General features: G+C 42.5%; 20 protein-coding genes and 1 pseudogene. 13 read left to right on the forward strand and 8 right to left on the reverse strand.

The window, feature by feature from the left end; all coding sequences use genetic code 11:
- Window positions 1-7 precede the first annotated feature (7 nt).
- Window positions 8-1,162, forward strand: coding sequence for an anthranilate phosphoribosyltransferase (gene trpD, locus PI95_RS02345; RefSeq protein WP_039738814.1), 1,155 nt, complete (start codon window positions 8-10; stop codon window positions 1,160-1,162).
- Here the strand turns inward: trpD and PI95_RS02350 are convergent.
- Window positions 1,092-2,165, reverse strand: coding sequence for a retropepsin-like aspartic protease family protein (locus PI95_RS02350; RefSeq protein ID WP_039738816.1), 1,074 nt, complete (start codon window positions 2,163-2,165; stop codon window positions 1,092-1,094). The genes trpD and PI95_RS02350 overlap by 71 nt on opposite strands.
- Window positions 2,166-2,484: 319 nt before the next feature.
- On the opposite strand from PI95_RS02350, the gene carA reads away from it, so the two are divergent.
- From carA to PI95_RS02375, 5 genes and pseudogenes are all read left to right on the forward strand, one after another.
- The gene (gene carA, locus PI95_RS02355; protein WP_039738817.1) at window positions 2,485-3,648 is read left to right on the forward strand and encodes a glutamine-hydrolyzing carbamoyl-phosphate synthase small subunit; all 1,164 of its coding nucleotides are present in this window, start codon (window positions 2,485-2,487) and stop codon (window positions 3,646-3,648) included.
- A gap of 195 nt (window positions 3,649-3,843) precedes the next feature.
- A complete protein-coding gene (locus PI95_RS02360) occupies window positions 3,844-4,281 on the forward strand; it encodes an STAS domain-containing protein (RefSeq protein ID WP_236116895.1) in 438 nt (145 codons plus the stop codon).
- Window positions 4,282-4,670: 389 nt separating this feature from the next.
- The gene (locus tag PI95_RS02365; protein WP_039738819.1) at window positions 4,671-5,153 is read left to right on the forward strand and encodes a ribonuclease III domain-containing protein; all 483 of its coding nucleotides are present in this window, start codon (window positions 4,671-4,673) and stop codon (window positions 5,151-5,153) included.
- Between the two features lie 576 nt (window positions 5,154-5,729).
- Window positions 5,730-6,569 (forward strand): annotated as a pseudogene (gene rlmB, locus PI95_RS37395) (23S rRNA (guanosine(2251)-2'-O)-methyltransferase RlmB); the annotation flags it as partial.
- Window positions 6,570-6,643: 74 nt separating this feature from the next.
- Window positions 6,644-6,946: a DUF1816 domain-containing protein gene (locus PI95_RS02375; protein WP_039738824.1), complete on the forward strand. Its 303-nt coding sequence runs from the start codon at window positions 6,644-6,646 to the stop codon at window positions 6,944-6,946.
- Between the two features lie 29 nt (window positions 6,947-6,975).
- Here PI95_RS02375 and PI95_RS02380 read toward each other — a convergent pair whose 3' ends face one another.
- From PI95_RS02380 to PI95_RS02410, 7 genes are all read right to left on the reverse strand, one after another.
- Window positions 6,976-7,824 carry an alpha/beta fold hydrolase gene (locus tag PI95_RS02380; RefSeq protein ID WP_052324736.1) on the reverse strand — a complete coding sequence of 283 codons (849 nt, stop codon included), beginning with the start codon at window positions 7,822-7,824 and terminating at the stop codon, window positions 6,976-6,978.
- Window positions 7,824-8,519 carry a CAP domain-containing protein gene (locus PI95_RS02385; RefSeq protein WP_039738829.1) on the reverse strand — a complete coding sequence of 232 codons (696 nt, stop codon included), beginning with the start codon at window positions 8,517-8,519 and terminating at the stop codon, window positions 7,824-7,826. Before PI95_RS02385 ends, PI95_RS02380 begins: the two co-directional genes overlap by 1 nt.
- Before the next feature lie 111 nt (window positions 8,520-8,630).
- A complete protein-coding gene (locus tag PI95_RS02390) occupies window positions 8,631-9,344 on the reverse strand; it encodes a CAP domain-containing protein (protein ID WP_236116896.1) in 714 nt (237 codons plus the stop codon).
- Between the two features lie 86 nt (window positions 9,345-9,430).
- On the reverse strand, window positions 9,431-10,144 hold the full coding sequence (locus PI95_RS02395) for a CAP domain-containing protein (RefSeq protein WP_039738832.1): 714 nt from the start codon (window positions 10,142-10,144) through the stop codon (window positions 9,431-9,433).
- A 181-nt stretch (window positions 10,145-10,325) separates the two neighbouring features.
- On the reverse strand, window positions 10,326-10,625 hold the full coding sequence (locus PI95_RS02400) for a type II toxin-antitoxin system PemK/MazF family toxin (RefSeq protein ID WP_336507018.1): 300 nt from the start codon (window positions 10,623-10,625) through the stop codon (window positions 10,326-10,328).
- A gap of 46 nt (window positions 10,626-10,671) precedes the next feature.
- A complete protein-coding gene (locus PI95_RS02405) occupies window positions 10,672-10,914 on the reverse strand; it encodes a toxin-antitoxin system protein (RefSeq protein WP_039738834.1) in 243 nt (80 codons plus the stop codon).
- Window positions 10,915-10,987: 73 nt separating this feature from the next.
- Window positions 10,988-11,758: a DsbA family protein gene (locus tag PI95_RS02410; RefSeq protein ID WP_039738835.1), complete on the reverse strand. Its 771-nt coding sequence runs from the start codon at window positions 11,756-11,758 to the stop codon at window positions 10,988-10,990.
- Here PI95_RS02410 and PI95_RS36630 point away from each other — a divergent pair.
- The 7 genes from PI95_RS36630 to PI95_RS02440 all read left to right on the forward strand — a co-directional run bounded on the left by PI95_RS36630 (window position 11,749) and on the right by PI95_RS02440 (window position 16,517).
- Window positions 11,749-11,871, forward strand: coding sequence for a hypothetical protein (locus PI95_RS36630; protein ID WP_268896633.1), 123 nt, complete (start codon window positions 11,749-11,751; stop codon window positions 11,869-11,871). The two genes, PI95_RS02410 and PI95_RS36630, sit on opposite strands and share 10 nt — an antisense overlap.
- A 296-nt stretch (window positions 11,872-12,167) precedes the next feature.
- On the forward strand, window positions 12,168-13,175 hold the full coding sequence (locus PI95_RS02415; RefSeq protein WP_163518525.1) for a COG1470 family protein: 1,008 nt from the start codon (window positions 12,168-12,170) through the stop codon (window positions 13,173-13,175).
- 173 nt (window positions 13,176-13,348) lie between these two features.
- On the forward strand, window positions 13,349-13,969 hold the full coding sequence (locus tag PI95_RS02420; RefSeq protein WP_039738836.1) for a phospholipase D-like domain-containing protein: 621 nt from the start codon (window positions 13,349-13,351) through the stop codon (window positions 13,967-13,969).
- An 11-nt stretch (window positions 13,970-13,980) separates the two neighbouring features.
- A complete protein-coding gene (locus PI95_RS02425; protein ID WP_163518527.1) occupies window positions 13,981-14,505 on the forward strand; it encodes an FtsZ/tubulin family protein in 525 nt (174 codons plus the stop codon).
- Window positions 14,483-15,019 carry a hypothetical protein gene (locus PI95_RS02430; RefSeq protein WP_052324739.1) on the forward strand — a complete coding sequence of 179 codons (537 nt, stop codon included), beginning with the start codon at window positions 14,483-14,485 and terminating at the stop codon, window positions 15,017-15,019. The genes PI95_RS02425 and PI95_RS02430 overlap by 23 nt, the downstream gene beginning before the upstream one ends.
- A complete protein-coding gene (locus PI95_RS02435; RefSeq protein WP_052324740.1) occupies window positions 15,016-15,831 on the forward strand; it encodes a rhomboid family protein in 816 nt (271 codons plus the stop codon). The genes PI95_RS02430 and PI95_RS02435 overlap by 4 nt, the downstream gene beginning before the upstream one ends.
- Before the next feature lie 41 nt (window positions 15,832-15,872).
- Entirely contained in the window at window positions 15,873-16,517 is a 645-nt protein-coding gene (locus PI95_RS02440) for a hypothetical protein (RefSeq protein ID WP_052324741.1), read from the forward strand.
- The last annotated feature ends 4 nt before the right edge of the window (window positions 16,518-16,521 follow it).

Genomic DNA, 16,521 nt, shown 5'->3' on the forward strand with positions numbered 1-16,521 from the left:
CCAATCTATGACAAATTCCCCAATCTCCCCACCGGAATTTTCCTTCTTCTGGACACTACTGCAACAATTATTAGACCGCGAATCCTTGTCTCGCAACCAAGCTGCTGAATTGATGCAAGGATGGTTAAATGAAGCTATTCCCCCAGAAATATCAGGAGCAATTTTGACAGCACTGCACTTTAAAGGTGTTTCTGCCGACGAATTGGCAGGAATGGCTGAAGTCTTGCAAGCTCAGTCTTTAGGGAGACAAGGGGAGGGGGAGACAGGGGGACAAGGGGACAGGGAGACAAGGGGACAAGGGGGAGAACTCTTAACTCCTAACTCCTCACTCCTAACTCCCCCTCTCCCCATCTCCCCCACTCCCCTCATCGACACCTGTGGCACTGGCGGTGATGGTGCATCGACATTTAATATTTCCACAGCGGTGGCTTTTGTGGCTGCGGCATATGGTGTGAAAGTTGCCAAGCACGGCAATCGTTCGGCATCTAGTCGGGTGGGTAGTGCGGATGTTTTAGAAGCTTTGGGTGTGAATTTGGCTGTCTCTAGCGACAAGGTACAAGCAGCACTACAAGAGGTGGGAATTACTTTTTTGTTTGCCCCTGGTTGGCATCCAGCACTGAAGGCTGTTGCTTCATTGCGACGTACTTTGAAGGTGCGGACGGTGTTTAATTTACTTGGACCTTTAGTAAATCCGTTGCGTCCGACTGGGCAAGTTATCGGGATATTCGATCCGCACCTTTTGGCAACAATTGCTCAAGCTTTACAGCAATTGGGTACACAAAAAGCAATTATTTTGCACGGACGAGAAAGACTTGATGAAGCTGGCTTGGGAGATTTAACCGATTTGGCGGTGTTGTCTCTTGATGAAGTGCAGTTGACAAGTATTAATCCCCAAGAATTAAATTTAACACCTGCTCCCATTGGAGCGCTACGGGGTGGCGATGTTCAAGAAAATGCGGAGATTCTCAAAGCAGTACTGCAAGGTAAGGGAACTGCTGCACAAGAGGATGTAGTGGCATTAAATGCGGCTTTAGCGCTGCAAGTTGGGGGTGCAGTTGAGTTAATGAACCATGCCCAAGGTGTTAGTGCGGCTAAGGATATTCTACAGAGCGGCGCGGCTTGGGCGAAGTTGGAACAGTTAGTTGAGTTTCTGAGGAATTAGATTGTAAATCGTCATGAGGGCGAAATTCGACCACATCGCGTTTGATGGTGAGGTCGTAATTGCCAAAAAAGTCATGTCCGAGAAGTCCAGTTTCTAAATCTGAACCTGCGATCGCTACTGCTACTTTATTAACTGATACTCCACCTGCTTCGATGGTATCAACATAACCGATGGCAAATTCCACAGCTTTGGAACTAGCGGTGTTTGCTTTAGCTTTCCCCACAGACACGACTCCCAAAGAAGAAGCCATTTGCTGAGTGATGACTGTACCACTCGCTCCTGTATCGACAATCATCTCAAATTGTTGATTGCCATTGAAGGTAACTTCTATAATTGGTGTGCCGCCAATTCGCCGTTTGATGGGTACTGAAAATACTTCTTGCCGTTCTTTTTCTTTGGCTTGGTTGAGTGTTTGTGGCGGCGATGATACGGGAGGTGGTAGTTTTTTTACTTGTACGCGTACAGGTTGGGGCAAAGGTCGGAGGATGAACTTTGGTAATGGTGATGCTTCCGGAACAGCAACTACTATTTTCTGCGGTTCTGGTTCTGATGTCGTTAAAAGCGGGTTAACAGTCGCTTTTTCCTGAGCATATTTGGCTTGGAGTTGATATTCAGTAATTTTTCTTTGAGCTAGAGCAAAGTCCGGACTTTCTTGCTGAACTTGTTTCATCAGAGCGATCGCATCTTCATATTGACTTGCCACCAACTTCCAATCCGCGCTTGATTGAGCAGATTGACTGATACTTAAACCACCAGTGGCTTTATCTAACCCCAACTCAAAAGAAGTCGGTTCAATGTTGACTGGTGTCTGAGATTCTTTTTCTGGACTAGCTGCTGGTGCAGTTTCTCTTATGTCAGGTGCTGCCAGATTATTCATTTGAGCAGGTTGCTCATTGCCACCGAGCGCGGTATTTTGTTTGTCTTCACGACAGCCAAAACTCAACACCGCCAAAGTGCCTGATAGAAAAATTAGCGCTGAACGGGATAAATAAGAATGAAGCATAATTACTTGACATTTTACCTGCCCAAGGCTCTTGAAATCTACTTCTGCACCTCCTAAAATTTTATCTGTTTAATTATTAATTTTTAATTAATTTTACTTAAAACTCAAAATTGAACAACTCATGGGATAATTAACATTCGATTGGGGGAATTGGGCAATGGGCATGGGGCATTGGGCATAGGAATTGAATAAAAGGTTTTAAAGACGCTTCTTGTGATACCCGAATAAATACGATTCTTTCCATGCCCCATGCCCGATGCCCCATGCCCGATGCCCCATGCCCCCTGCAAGAGTGCCCCCTTTCCCCCTCTTTAAAAAAATGCCCCTGTCTGACGCAATACCTGCTTTACTTGTCCTGGCAGATGGAACTACTTATCGCGGTTGGTCTTTCGGTGCTACTGGCACTGCGATCGGGGAAGTGGTCTTTAATACTGGGATGACCGGATATCAAGAAGTGCTGACCGACCCGAGTTACTGCGGTCAGATAGTTATTTTTACTTATCCAGAATTAGGAAACACTGGAGTGAATCCAGAGGATGAGGAATCAAAAGGACCACAAGTACAAGGTGCGATCGCTCGCAATATTTGTCATCGACCGAGTAATTGGCGATCAACACAATCGTTACCAGACTACCTCAAACACCACCAAGTACCGGGTATCTACGGAATTGATACCCGCGCCCTCACCCGCAAAATTCGCATGTTTGGAGCAATGAACGGCGGCATATCCACCACAATTCTCGATGAGGCGGAATTGTTAGAAAAAGTACAAGCCGCTCCGAGCATGAAGGGATTAAATCTGGTTCGCGAAGTCACCACCCCAACGGTTTATGAATGGTCAGATCCCACCACTGCAACTTGGGAATTTAACCCAGTTGGTGTGGCAAATTCTGAAGAAACATACACCGTTGTCGCTCTTGATTTTGGCGTAAAACGCAATATTTTGCGCCGTCTAGCTGCTTACGGATGCCGAGTTATCGTTGTTCCCGCAGACACCCCACCAGAGGAAATTCTTAAACACAATCCAGATGGTATCTTTCTTTCCAATGGTCCTGGCGATCCCTCTACAGTCACTGAAGGAATTGAAACCGCCAAAGCGTTGCTTGGTGCGGAAAAACCCATCTTTGGCATTTGCATGGGACACCAGATTTTAGGTCATGCATTGGGGGCGGAAACCTTTAAACTCAAATTTGGGCATCGGGGTTTAAATCAGCCCGCAGGATTGCAAGAAAGGATAGAAATTACCAGTCAAAATCATAGTTTTGCCATTGACCCAGATTCTTTACCCGACACCCAGGTAGAAATCAGCCACCTGAACTTAAACGATCGCACCGTTGCTGGATTGCGTCATAAGTCTTTACCTGTGTTTTCAGTACAATATCACCCAGAAGCAAGTCCCGGACCTCACGATGCTGATTATTTGTTTGAACAGTTTGTCCAATCAATGCAAACAGCACGTCGCGCCGCCGCTGAAGTAAGCTAAAAATGTAGAAGTGGTTAGGGATTGGGCATTGGGCAATCGGCATTGGGCAATGGGCATTGGTAATTGGTAATTGGTAATTGGTAATTGTCCCGCTGCTCCCCCTTGTCTCCCTGCAAGAAAGCCCCCTGCAAGAGTGCCCCCTGCCCGATACCCGATGCCCGATGCCCGATGCCCGATGCCCCATGCCCTTAACTCATGAAGCCAGTTGTAGACAACTTGCTCAAAAATTATCTATACTTAAACGTTTACTTTAACGATGAGGAGGGAGTTATAGCTGAACCACTTAATCTAACCGTGAGCCTGAGAGGTACTCGCGAAGTCCGGGATAACTGTCAGCTATTCCGTCTCACAGGTCTGTTGGATGCCTTTTCGGAACCGACTTTTCGCAAGGTACTAGGCAGCAAGATTGATGAAGGTCCAAAGCACATAATTCTGGATCTCTCACAGATTGACTTTGTGGATAGCTCTGGCTTGGGTGCTCTAGTGCAGCTAGCCAAGCAGGCTCAAAACGCCGAAGGCACTTTGCAAATTGTGACTAACGCCCGCGTTACTCAAACAGTCAAGCTTGTTCGCTTAGAGAAGTTTCTCTCCCTGCAAACATCAGTTGATGCGGCTCTAGAAAACATTAAGTAGTCGAGAATTGCTTGACAAATATAATTAAGCTATCCGATGTTAAAATCAGGATAGCTTAATTTTTATTACTTTCCGACATAACAGATATTTCCCCTGATAAAAATAAAAGTGCGATCGCCCACTTTTTGCTATTGCGTATAAATGCCTAGTGGCGTACTAGCTAAAATAAAGAATAATAAACTCAAACTTGGGGATCGCAATTCCAGATACAAAAGCTTGGTAAAACCTGTTGGTAAAGTATAGACCAATCTGAAAATTGTCTAACTAAATGTAAATTTAAAACTAAAAAGATAAAATTAGTAATAATTTTGGTAGTGTTGATTATGCTAGGTATATCAGCACCATAATCTGTGGAAAAAATTAATGTAGCCGAAAGGAATGATTAACTTGTGGAATCAAAGGAGGAAGAGCTATTAGATGAATCAAATGCAGCAAACAAGCAAAATTCATCTTCGTGCCAATTAATTAAGGCAACCACAGAGCAATTACCTCAAGAGATTTCCGGCTCGGATGTGCGAAAGGTTTCTCCGGCAGCCCTGGCATATTTGGGGGATGCAGTTTATGAACTTCATATGAGGATGTTTTATCTGCTGCCACCGCAGCGAGTAGAAGCTTACCATCGTTTAGTTGTGGCGCAAGTGCGAGCAGAAACACAAGCGAAAATATTGCGATCGCTTACTCCTTATCTGAGGGACACAGAATTAGAAATTGTTCGGCGCGGTCGTAATGCCGCTACAAAAAGTCCCAAGCGCCTTGAAAGAGAAATTTATCAACAAGCAACTAGTCTCGAAACTTTAATTGGTTATTTGTATCTTACCGATTCTCAACGCTTAACCGAACTGCTGCAAAAACTCCAGCTAGAAAAACCGTGAGAAATATACCTCACTAAAAAAATAATAACTGAGAGTGCGTAAATCCAACTTGATTAAATCGGGATGCCTACCCATCCGTACCAAACACTTAATATGTCAAATCCAAGAAAAGTCAACTCGAATCGCGAACCGAATCGCGCACCATCCTTAAAAATTAAAGGCAAGCGTGTCATTTCTAGTTCGATTCGTCCCCGACCTCAAGATGGTGAAGGCTCAAAAGATGAACCACGCCCGCGTCGCAAGTTTTCTCATGCATCGCCATCTAAACCAAACGAAGGCGCTTTAGACGACTTCCGCCCACGTCGCAAGTTCTCTGATGCATCGCCATCTAAACCAAACGAAGGGGCAAAAGACGATTTACGCCCACGTCGCAAGTTCTCTGATGCATCTGCATCTAAACCAAACGAAGGGGCAAAAGACGATTTACGCCCGCGTCGCAAGTTCTCCGATGCATCGCCATATAAAGCAAGCGTTGGCGCAAACGACTCACGCCCACCACGTCGTGCATATAACAAGAGCGAAGGCGCAACAGACGACTCACGCCCACCACGTCGCAGTTTCTCCGATGCATCTTCATCTAAACCAACAGAAGATAGCGATTTAATCTACGGTCGCCATCCAGTGTTGACTGCATTAGAAAATCAGCGCGGTCTAAATCGAATCTGGATTACTTCTAAACTGCGCTACGATCCCCGCTTTCATAATTTGATTTTGCAAGCGAAAGACAACGGCACGGTGATTGATGAAGTTGAACCAAAGCGCTTAGACCAAATTACCTACCACGCAAATCATCAGGGAATAGCCGCACAAATTGCTCCCCACGCCTACATCGAGTTAGACGACTTAATTACCAAAGCTTTTGCTACTACCGATGCGCCAGTAATTGTCGTGGCTGACGGTATTACCGATCCGCACAACTTGGGAGCAATTATTCGCACAGCTGAAGCGATCGGCGCTCAAGGATTAGTAATTCCGCAACGCCGAGCTTCTGGAATCACTTCTACGGTGATGAAAGTCGCAGCCGGTGCGCTAGAAACCTTTCCGGTTGCAAGAGTAGTTAATCTCAACCGCGCAATGGATGCCTTAAAAGCCGCTAATTTTTGGATTTACGGCACCGCTGCCACTGGTAGCGTACCGCTGCATACCGTTGAATTCGTCAATCCCAAAGATGACAACAAAAAACCAATTCCGATTGTGTTGGTAGTTGGCTCGGAAGGCGAAGGCTTGAGTATGCTCACACAACGCTCTTGCGATGTTTTGGTGTCGATTCCCTTACAAGGCAGTACTCCAAGCCTGAATGCTTCTGTGGCGGCAGGTATGGCGCTTTATGAAATTTATCGCCAACGCTGGTTAAATACGTTGCATTTAGACAAATTACAAAAAACCGCTTGGAAAACGAATGATAACAGAGTATAAAGAAATGTAAATGAGAAAAAATCAGTAAGACACGTTTACCACCCAAAAATCACACTTATCAACTGGCGAAAACTATGAAAACCATTTGGTATAACCTCAAGGAAGCCTTAATTAATACGTTCGACACCTTTGGCTTGGCTTGGTGGGTTGAGATTGAGACACAAAAGCCCAATTGCACCTACTACTTTGGACCATTTCTCAGTTCTTCTGAAGCTAAAGCGGCAATTAAAGGCTATGTAGAAGATTTGGAAGTTGAAGGAGCGCAAGGAATTGCAGTAAATGTCAAACGCTGCAAACCCGGTACTTTAACAATTGCTGAAGATTTGGGGGAACGGATTGACCGCAAAGTAAAGCCTGCCTTTAGCGGTCAAATGTAATCGAATGGCTTATAGCTAATAGCTAATAGCTAATGGCTATTAGCTATTACTTGCGGATGCTGTTGCAGCCAAAAGTCAATATCGCTCAGTACTTGGTCAGGAATTTCCCACGGGAAGAGATGAGCGGTGTTGGGGTAGCTTTGCCACTGACAATTTATCAGGTGTTGAGCAGTTTCTAAACTGGAATTAACTGTGATGTGACGGTCTTCGGTACCAGCGAGTACCAGACTGGGACAAAAAATTTGCTCTAAGTCTGTAAGTCGATTGTAACCAGATTGAATCGCAGTAAAAAGGGCGCGAGTAGCAGCCGATGAAGTTTGCAAATAAGCCGGCACCGCTGATGAGGCTATGTAGCGGTAAGCAGTGGGTGTATGTTGTTGAATCAAATAACGAAAAAGCGATCGCTTGCCAAATGTCTCAATATTCCACCGCCAACCTGGTTTTACATAGTTTAAAAGAGCAGCAATCCCAGTATACAAATTATCCGGCAAACTAATCGGCGGATGATTTCCTCTAGGTTTAGCTGCCGTAGCAATCAAAATTAATCCAGTCACCCGCTGTGGTAGCATTAGTGCCAGTTCCATCGCCAAAATGCCACCGAGCGACCATCCCAACACTAAGCATTTTTCTATCCCTAAGCGGTCTAGAAGCGCTTCTAAGTCGGTCAAATGGTCGCGCATGTCGAAATCACCTTTAAAGCGACTTTTGCCGTATCCGCGCAAATCTGGGGCGATAGTTTGAAAACGTTTTGATAAGCGATCGGTAAATACAGAAAGGCTAGAACCAGAACCAGGATGACCGTGTAAGCATAAAATAGGGAATCCTTCGCCTTGGACTTGTACGTTGAGATTAACGGCTTTACGAGAAGGGTGGTACATTAAACGGATTTTTCTTGATATCCTCCAGCATAATCAATCACGCACATTTGCCTGTAAGTGGAGTGAATGCCAAAAGCAACTCCTGCGACTTTAAAAGCTGGGTTAAACATGTTTGTTCTATGACCGCGATCGCTCACTCCGTCATCTATAATTAACTGCATAACGATATCTTGAGCCGTGTGGGAACCATAGCTGATGTTTTCCCCAGCAGTTTTTTGCCAAGTTCCATAACGGTTGATGCGAATAAAGGGATCGCTTTTGTCGCTACCATCATGACCAATTGCACCTGTTTTTCCTTGGTCTTTCACATGATCTTTAGCGGCTAAAGACATACCCTTAGATGCAGTTAAAGTTCCCACCGGACGAACTGACTTGAGATAAGCGATCGCTTCATCGACTGCTTTGACTCCTTCAGTCGTTTGCAAATAGACAGTATCAGAGATTTTTACTCGTTTACCTGAAAAGCGCTTTTTATACTTTTCTAAGATAGCCGCATAAGCAGCAGGGTTTGTTCTCGCTTTATTCATTTCTACAATCACTTGTTTTTCCAATAGCGAGAGGCTATTTTCCCGTCTGGATAATTGCGAATCTTTTTGAGTAGTTTCCGGGACAGAAGAGTGAGATTCAAACACAGTATCACAGGATGTAACTAGTAGGGTAATAGGGATAAATACCCAAAATAGTATGCGACGCATCAATAACCTCAAAAGTAGAAAGCAACCAATCAATATATAACTAGATTAAAGAAGTGAGAATTGGTTTCCTTTCTTAGCCGCTTTGAAACAGAGACAAGATCGCAATTAAATTTATTGTTCCCGGTATCCTCCAGCATAGTCAATCACGCACATTCTTCTATATTTGGCGTGAATTCCGTAAGCGATTCCCACAACTTTGAAATCGGCGTTAAACATGTTTTTTCTATGACCCCGCGACGGTACACCGTCATCTATAATTAACTGCATGACAATATCCTGGGGGTTGTTTAAACCGTAGCTTATGCTTTCACCTGCGGTAATTAGCCAGGTTCCGTAGCGGTTCATTCGAGTAGAAGCGTCACTACCATCGCTACCATCGTGACCTATAGCACCTATTTTTCCAGTGTCTTTCACATGATCTTTCGCAGCTAAAGACATATTATTGCATGTAGTTAAAGTTTGCACGGGACGGACTGACTTGAGAAATGCGATCGCTTCATCGACTGCTTTGACTCCTTCAGTCGTCTGTAAAAATACACCTTCAGAAATTTTAACTCTGTTGCCTGAAAAGCGCTTTTTATACTTTTCTAACACAGCAACATAAGCAGCAGGATTTGTTCTCACCTGATTCATTTGGGCAATTACTTCTTGTTCGAGTGGCGAGAGACTATTTTCTTTCTGTGGAGATAATTCTCCATCTTTTTCAGGAGTTTCCAGCACAGAGGAGTTCGAGAAAATAGCTAATAATTTGAGTTGGTCAAATTTTAGAGATTGTATTCCACTCTTGGGTAATTTCATCATCAGGGAGTAAATAATAAACTTCATGTAACTTTACAAAGTTTACCAAATATTCAAGTTAATTACTTAAGGTAAATTACTGAATTAAATGTATAAAATTTTTTTTACAGTCCCTAATCCCTAGTTCCCAGTTTCTTGTCCTGATATCCCCCAGCATAGTTAATCACGCATATCGTTCTGTATGTGGCGTGAGTTCCATAAGCGACTCCTGCGACTTTAAAAGCAGGGTTAAAGATGTTTTTTCTATGACCGCGATCGCGCACCCCATCATCTATAATTAATTGCATGACGATATCTTGAGCAGTATTTGGACCATAGCTGATGTTTTCTCCAGCGGTTCTTAGCCAAGTTCCATAACGACTGATGCGAGTAGAAGGATTGCTACCATCAGCACCATAATGACCTGTTACACCTTTTGCACCTTGGTCTTTAACGTGATCCCTAGCGGCTAAAGACATCCCTTTAGATGCAGTCAAAGTTCCTACAGGACGAACTGACTTGAGAAATGCGATCGCTTCATCGACTGGTTTTACTCCTTCTTGCGTTAGTAAATAAGTATTGCCAGAAATTTTGACTCGTTTGCCTTGAAAGCGCTTTTTATAGCTTTCCATAATCGGGATATATGCCTTAGGATTTGTCCGCACTTTGTTCATTTCCACAATTACCTGTTCTTCTTCATGTGAAAGGTAATTTGAAGAAGCTAACAAAGTCGGATTAATTTGGACTACATTCGGCACAGAAGTAGATGTATTTGCTCTTGCTGGCTGATGAGAAAAGCTAGCTATCAACGCAATAGGGAAAACTACACACAATCCTAAGCGATGCATTTATTACCTCACGATTTATGTTTTCACTCTTTAACACTGAATTTGCCAAAACCAGGTTGTTTTTGGCAGAATGTATCAGTTGTATCCTTGAGAACATAAATCGCCAAGAGTAAGCTTACTGAGGTCGATAATATAAGCGATCGCCTCATTGATAATAAACGCTTTTGCGATCGCAGCAACTTTACAAACCCAAAAGAATCCGTAGCCTGTCTTCTACCATCATCATGGTAGTTGAAGAAATTACACCCCACAAATCAGAAAGTCTCTCTATGCTGATAGAGCGGACATCTTCACATTTAATATAACTTCGTTGTGTCAGTCCCCCTTCGGGAGGGTTAACTTCAACGTGGAAGGAAATCCCTTTGTTTTTAGATGTAATCGGTAGCACAACAGCTAATCCAGATGCCCCGGAATTGAATAAGTCTACCGATACAACTAAGCAAGGACGATTTCTGTGCCTGTTCGTGACCTCGTGTAGGATTCAAGTCAACAAGCCATATCTGTCAGGAGTGATAATTTTGTAATGGTCATTCTAAGGTGTCAGCTAAAGTGACATCCCAAACTTCTCTTTCTTCAAGTTCAGCCTGCCAAGCTTCTGAGTTGTTGCGTAAGGCAGCGTAAGCTTGGTTAGCTGACTCTAAAAACACTTGTCTGCGGTATTGCTCGATCGCTTGATCGAGGATTGCTTGCATCGACTCCCCAGAGCGTGCAGCCAGTTCTTTAAGGATATTGTGAGATGTATTGCTGATTCTGATGGTAGAACTTTGCATACTGTGATTTTGTATACAAATTTGTATACATCGATGATAGCTTAAGGCGGGGATACCCCGCCTTTAAAGATAATTACTGAGTAGCACGAGCTAAGACTTTTTCCATGTCTGATAGCTGCACAGCACCAGAGAAAGTTACACCATTCATGACAAAGAAAGGTGTACCAGTCAGCCCCAATTTTTGCGCTAGCTGCATATCTTTAACAATTGCATTATCGGCAAGAGCGCGATCGCTTTTAAACTTGTCTAAATCCAACTTGAGATTTGTGGCAGTATCCAAATACAAAGCCTCATTAAGTTCTTTTTGATGAGAAAATAGCGCATCACTATATTCCCAGAATTTGCCCTGCTGAAAAGCTGCCCAAGCAGCTTTTGCGGCTGGCACTGCTTGATTGTGAATTTGTATCAGGGGGAAATGCTTGTAAACTAACGTTACTTCATCTTGATGCTTTTCCATAAACTGTTTCAGAGTTTTGTTAGCTTCAGCACAATAAGGACACTCAAAGTCGGAAAATTCCACTAAGACAATCTTTGAATTAGGTGAACCAGTAACAGGAGAATTACCAATCACCGATTGGGGATTGACTTGTAAATCTTGCAAAAATGCCTGCTGTGATTGTCGTATTTGCTGTTGCTGTTGCTGCTGGTATGCTTGGACAGATTCTATAAGTACCTCTGGATGTTCGCGGATGATTTGTATAACTTGCTGTTCGAGTTTGGGACTGATGCGGGTGGCTGCTTGTGCGGGAAGTGACCAGCTTAAAATCAGACATAGCAAGCTTAGTATTGCCAAGCTACGTAGGTAATTAAGTAAATTTGTAGACCAATTGAAAAATGTACGCATGTTCAACACTCCCTATAGAGCAAAAAATTCATCTTAACTCAGTATCGCTGGAGACAGAAGAAAGCGATCGCAATATTGATGTTGGCTTTTTAGGTCGGGGATATAGATATTAGGGCACCGCTACGGGGGTTGTGTGGGTATGACTGCCCAAGATTTCGATTTGTAATAATATATTACCGAATTGTGTGTAACGCTTGGGAATTGCTCCTGATGCGATCGCCAAAATCTCCTTGCTACACGCGATGTCCGGCGGGGTCGTCAATTTGGTAGATAATTTTAGTTGTAGTGATTAGCGCTTGTATACATACTTTGTTGTCGTTGTGTATGGCGAATCTTGCCCTGAAAGTATGTTTGAAAAATCATTATATTTCGGAAAATATGACTTCCTGACTGCGGGAAGGGGCAGGTTTTGCGAGACCCTGGAGGAGTTCAGTTGAATCAACTCGCTCAAAATATTCGACCAGTGTTGGTTCAACCCAAGCTTGATGTCAATTTACCCACAGCCAATTTGCACCCAGTATTGCCCGGAACAACTACTGAACCGCTCAATATTAATAGTATCAGCAATGTCAACGCTCAGGTAAGTTTGCAACTGGAAGACCCCAACCAAAGCGGGATTCGCTTAATTCCACCCGATCGCCCAATTGACTTAGTTGCGAATAAATCAACAGTCATTCCGGTGCGTTTGCAGATACCAGCAGAGGCAAACAGAGGTGTTAATAACTTGCGCTTGGTTTTGACGACCGCAAACAATGCGATCGCACCAATGGCTATTGACTTACCTGTGACGATTAAGCCGACATTGCAATTTTCACCTACGAGGATAGATTTTAACTCAACAGAAGCAGGTAAAACTACTGAAACCCAAACTTTGGTAGTCAAGAGCGATATATCTGGAACGGCTAAATTACAACTGCAAGGCAATTTCAAAGATATTTCTCTGGCAAAACCAACAGCCATACCTTTGCAAGTCGGGGAAACTAAAATTCCCTTGGAGTTAAAGGTAAGCGATCGCACTTCTGAAAGTAAGCGCACCTTCACCTTGGTGTTGAAGCCAGATAACCCTATTGCTAGTCCTATCACTGCAAAAGTTCATTTAGATATTTTGATACCACTGAAACGAAAAATAGTTATTTGGTCGCTCTTAGTGCTGCTGGTGTTGTTAATTGCCTTAATAGTAATTTGTTTGATTCAGCGCAAAACCCCCTTGGAATTAGTCGAAGATTTCCGCACGCGCGATCGCTTAGAAGGAGCGCTCTTTGTGCTGGAACCACTACCCAAATCCTTAGAAGACGAAGAGATTAGTCTCACTCGCTTGCACAAAAACAAAGTTTACTTGAGCAATTTGATACCAGCAATAGTGGCGACAGATTCCTACCTCTACACTACGAGTCAACGCGACCGCGCTCAACGCTAACGCTAAGACCGCCTAGCTTTAAGCTTAAGCTCTCTTTGACTGGTAACAAATGGCAGCAGTGTGCGACGCAGGCGAATTGTAGGTGATGGGCAATCACTACTTCGTTTTACGGATAATAATTGAGTTTTTTTGGGAATACTTAGTTAAGCAGTTTTTTAAATACAGTCACTTTTATGGCGGAATATAAATTAGTTTACGACCGTGATAATAGTCGAGAAGTACTAATGCAAGCGCTGGAACAAGCTGAGGAGCGATTAATAATTGTTTGTCCTTGGCTAACAAATAAAGGAATTAATCAATATATAATCGACTCATTTAAAAAATTATTAAAATACAATACTTGTATTGATATTGGATGGGGATATAGAGGAGATATTATTGATGTAAATCAATTGGACTTTTCAGAGGATTATTTAAAAAAAATTATTAACGACTGGAAATATAATGCATTAAATAAATTAGAAGACCTAGAAAAACAATTTTCCGGAAAATTTAGCTTCAAATTATTAGGCACACATGAAAAATATTTAGTGTGTGATAATAAATTTGCAATGTTGGGTAGTCATAATTTACTGACTTCATCTGAAAATAATCAAGAAAGAGAAGTTGGAATACTTACTACAGATATTGATATTATTCAAGGTTTAAACGACCGTTTTGATAATGCTGAAAGTTTAGGGAAGCCAGAAGATGTATCCATTGATTTTGACTATTTTGAACGAGAAGCAATGGGATATAACGCTGTAGGCGGTGGAATGAGTTACGAGCAATACTTAGATGTATTTGGTTATTGAGTATATTCTTCATGCAATCGTTTATTGAACACCGTCTACAATGCAGCAGCCATCGAGTATATCTCATGCTGTCAGCCAGCAATCCTTTTTCTAGGGGAGTAGTTTTTGAACTGGTGCGCTTGATGCGTTGGCTATTTACTAAGTACTTCACAGATGTTCCGCACAGCTTAGAAGCTTTATTGCTATTACCAGGGTTATTTGCTCAAGTTACAACTGCTGATTATGGTGCTGCCTACGCGCTCCTGCGGGAGTTAGATTATAAAATGACTAGTGGTGTTGTAGTTGCAGGTAGTCAAAAAGTACCTCCCTTTGATAACTGCTGGCTTTTCGATGAGCGAATAGGAGGACTGAGAGACAATTTACCCAGCTATGCTGATGCTTTTGTCGGCTTTCTCAGCATGGAAGCGGAAACAAACGGATTATTGATTGGCACGCACAAAGTACGCGGAAAAATTCCTGCTTACAGCACTTTTGGCTATGGAGAACTGTTTTTTCCTAGAGAAACAGCTATTAATGGTTCAGGAATATGCAATTGAATTGCAGCGTGCTTATCGGCAATTTGAAAATAAAGAACTACTTTCGTATAAGCGCACCCTAGAAAATTCTGGCAAACAAGCGCAGGCAACATTAACTACTTTTTTAGACCGCAGCATTAATCGCTATGCTGATGCTACATGCTTTGGTTTGCATGAAGCAGTTAGGCTATTAAATATATTGACATATTTATATTTAGAACTGCAAACGGATTCTATTAGCGATCAACCGGAAAATCTCGTTACCGAATTGCGTGCAGCTGAAGCATTTCTTGATTCTAAATTAGAGGTGACAATTGATAAAGAAACGACCAAAACGCTGCTTAATCAAATTTTATGTTTAAAATTGCAGCGGCAACAATTACAAGATACCTCAACGGTCGGAAATTTGGAAGAAATACAAATAACCACCGAACAGCTAGAAACTACGATTAGCGAGTATCGTCAAGCGTTAAATGCGGAAATTGAACAAGCTCGACAAATTCGCATAGAAGCGATCGCTCTCGTGAAAAAATGAAGGAAGCGATCGCTGTAGCTCAAAACCACCTAACTGCTATTGAAAATCAACTCGAAACAGCCACAGACAAACTAAATGAACTGATAGCAGAAGAAAAGCGTTTTCGCGCTCAGTATTTAATCATTTATCCTACACTTGTTACTGCGGCTTTATTCGGTTTGGTGATTCTCACCGGGATTTTCAGTCAATCAACGCTGTGGCTGTTATTGCAAAAAGTTTGGGGTAACTTAGTTACTTATCTGCTGGGGACTGCGGTAACAATTATGACTTACTTAGGCATCGTTTGGCTGAAGTACAGCACTGATATACGCGATACTCCCGGAGGGAGTGGCTACCGCCATCGCATCCAAAAGGTTCAGAAACAAATTCAACGATTAGAAAGCTCTGTTAAATCAACCGCTATCGAATTGCGTCGCTGCTATAATGAACAATTAAAGTTAGAATACGATTTATACGCCCAAAATCTCCGCGTTGAAGCATTAAATCATCTAATTAAAACAGCTAAACAAAAAGCTGAAACTTTACGTAAAACTCTTGCCAACTTCTCTCAAATATATAATGATTTGGTGCGATCGCGCGAGCAAGCGACGACGAAATTCTCCGAAATTCGACTTTCAGTTTTGACTGACGCGGATATTGATGCTTATTACCAAAGTTTCCTTTCAACACTGCCAACTGAAATATTCACTCAAGAACGGGTAAAGCGTTCTCAATCATGGCAAATATCCGCTGAAGAATTTCAGAACCAACTTATCCCCTTTGCTCGTCAGCAGTTCGAGCATTTGAGTAAATTGTCATTGGAGAAGTATTAAAGCAAACAGATTTAATAGCGGCAAATACTGCTAAATTACGATTGAATCAGCTTGATGATGGTGCTAAAGAGTTGCTGCGACTTCAGGATATTGATGTTAGTTTAAACCCAACTTCGCAACGTGAACTTACTCTTTGGGTAGCAGCAAAAGATAAAGAAGAAATATTTGCATATTACAGTCGCTCATACCGCACTTTAACAGCTTTGGTAGGGGAAGACGAGCAGCGTTTGTGTGTTTTGACTCGTTCGTTAGGCTTTCCGGCTTATTTTCTCAGTCAAATCGAGTATTATCGAGACTGCTATGAACGCAGTCAGAGCGAACAAATAGAGCAAGAGGAAATTCCCGATTTGATACCAGAGGAAATTGGTTCGAGTAGAGAATTGAAGCTGGGTTATCAAAGTTTACTAAGCGCGATCGCTCTTAAGTTAATATCTCCAAATTCTCAAGGAAATTATCAGTTTAACGGTCAGTCACTTGGTAAAGACAGAGAACAAATTAGCTTGGCTTTAGCAACTGAGTTTACCTTTAGTGAACTATATGAAGAACTAAAAGAACGCATAGAAGCGTTTGAACATGATTTGAACTACCATAAATTACAGGAATTAAAAGCATCTGCTTCATATTTAACTCGTTACGAATGTAAGCTTTTAGATGATCTACTTTCAGACTATAACCCTCTGAATTAAGTTT

This window comes from Hassallia byssoidea VB512170, assembly GCF_000817785.2.
In the GTDB taxonomy this organism is placed as follows: domain Bacteria; phylum Cyanobacteriota; class Cyanobacteriia; order Cyanobacteriales; family Nostocaceae; genus Hassallia; species Hassallia carrinoi.

Coding starts and splice junctions, on each gene's coding strand:
- trpD (WP_039738814.1), top strand. CDS start 8: ATGACAAATTCCCCAATCTCCCCACCGGAATTTTCCTTCTTCTGGACA.
- PI95_RS02350 (WP_039738816.1), bottom strand. CDS start 2,165: ATGCTTCATTCTTATTTATCCCGTTCAGCGCTAATTTTTCTATCAGGC.
- carA (WP_039738817.1), top strand. CDS start 2,485: ATGCCCCTGTCTGACGCAATACCTGCTTTACTTGTCCTGGCAGATGGA.
- PI95_RS02360 (WP_236116895.1), top strand. CDS start 3,844: ATGAAGCCAGTTGTAGACAACTTGCTCAAAAATTATCTATACTTAAAC.
- PI95_RS02375 (WP_039738824.1), top strand. CDS start 6,644: ATGAAAACCATTTGGTATAACCTCAAGGAAGCCTTAATTAATACGTTC.
- PI95_RS02380 (WP_052324736.1), bottom strand. CDS start 7,824: ATGTACCACCCTTCTCGTAAAGCCGTTAATCTCAACGTACAAGTCCAA.
- PI95_RS02385 (WP_039738829.1), bottom strand. CDS start 8,519: ATGCGTCGCATACTATTTTGGGTATTTATCCCTATTACCCTACTAGTT.
- PI95_RS02390 (WP_236116896.1), bottom strand. CDS start 9,344: ATGAAGTTTATTATTTACTCCCTGATGATGAAATTACCCAAGAGTGGA.
- PI95_RS02395 (WP_039738832.1), bottom strand. CDS start 10,144: ATGCATCGCTTAGGATTGTGTGTAGTTTTCCCTATTGCGTTGATAGCT.
- PI95_RS02405 (WP_039738834.1), bottom strand. CDS start 10,914: ATGCAAAGTTCTACCATCAGAATCAGCAATACATCTCACAATATCCTT.
- PI95_RS36630 (WP_268896633.1), top strand. CDS start 11,749: ATGTACGCATGTTCAACACTCCCTATAGAGCAAAAAATTCATCTTAAC.
- PI95_RS02410 (WP_039738835.1), bottom strand. CDS start 11,758: ATGCGTACATTTTTCAATTGGTCTACAAATTTACTTAATTACCTACGT.
- PI95_RS02420 (WP_039738836.1), top strand. CDS start 13,349: ATGGCGGAATATAAATTAGTTTACGACCGTGATAATAGTCGAGAAGTA.
- PI95_RS02425 (WP_163518527.1), top strand. CDS start 13,981: ATGCAATCGTTTATTGAACACCGTCTACAATGCAGCAGCCATCGAGTA.
- PI95_RS02430 (WP_052324739.1), top strand. CDS start 14,483: ATGGTTCAGGAATATGCAATTGAATTGCAGCGTGCTTATCGGCAATTT.
- PI95_RS02435 (WP_052324740.1), top strand. CDS start 15,016: ATGAAGGAAGCGATCGCTGTAGCTCAAAACCACCTAACTGCTATTGAA.